This is a genomic window from Petralouisia muris (assembly GCF_004793545.1).
In the GTDB taxonomy this organism is placed as follows: Bacteria; Bacillota; Clostridia; order Lachnospirales; family Lachnospiraceae; genus Petralouisia; species Petralouisia muris.
Map to the genome: position 1 here is coordinate 1 of NZ_SRYA01000232.1, position 667 is coordinate 667.

Here is a 667-nt window from a genome sequence, read left to right on the forward strand (position 1 = left end):
TATTTAGAGATAGCCCGTCTAATCCATAGCAAGGTCGCAGTTGTTACGGATAATGACGGCAATAAACAAAAGAACTGTATAGACAAATACAGCGATTTTTCCGGGGATGCTGACATTGAGATTTTTAGCGAAGATGATAATGAGAAAAGGACGTTTGAAATCGTTTTGTATAATGACAACAAAGAACTCTGTGATGGGCTTTTCAACGATAAACCGCTAGATTATATGCTTGGGAATAAAACCGAAGCCGCATATACCCTGCTGGAGCAAACAGAGGATATCGTAGTCCCTGATTATATTAAAGGAGCAATCGAATGGATAAGAAAGTAATATTTGCCGTTGCCGGCTCCGGCAAAACAACATATATTATTAAAAGTTTATCTGCCGATAAAAGGTCATTAATCGTTACATATACTACCGCTAATTATGATAATCTGCGTCAGAAAATAACAAGCAGGTTTAATGGCATATGGCCAGCAAATGTAACTTTAATGACGTATTTTTCTTTTTTATATGGCTTCTGCTATAAGCCTTTTTTATCGGACAAGCATAAAGCAAAAGGCGTGATATATAGGGCAAATGAAAATAGATCGTATCGCCAAACAGATTTAGGTTATTATATGACACAAAATCGCTATTTATATAGCAACAGGCTTGCTTTGCTTTT

At 36.3% G+C, this 667-nt stretch carries 2 pseudogenes; both read left to right on the forward strand.

Features of this window, described 5'->3' with window-relative positions:
• A pseudogene (locus E5329_RS29250) lies at positions 1-330 on the forward strand (ATP-dependent nuclease); the annotation flags it as partial.
• Positions 315-667 (forward strand): annotated as a pseudogene (locus E5329_RS29255) (AAA family ATPase); the annotation flags it as partial. The pseudogenes E5329_RS29250 and E5329_RS29255, both read left to right, overlap by 16 nt.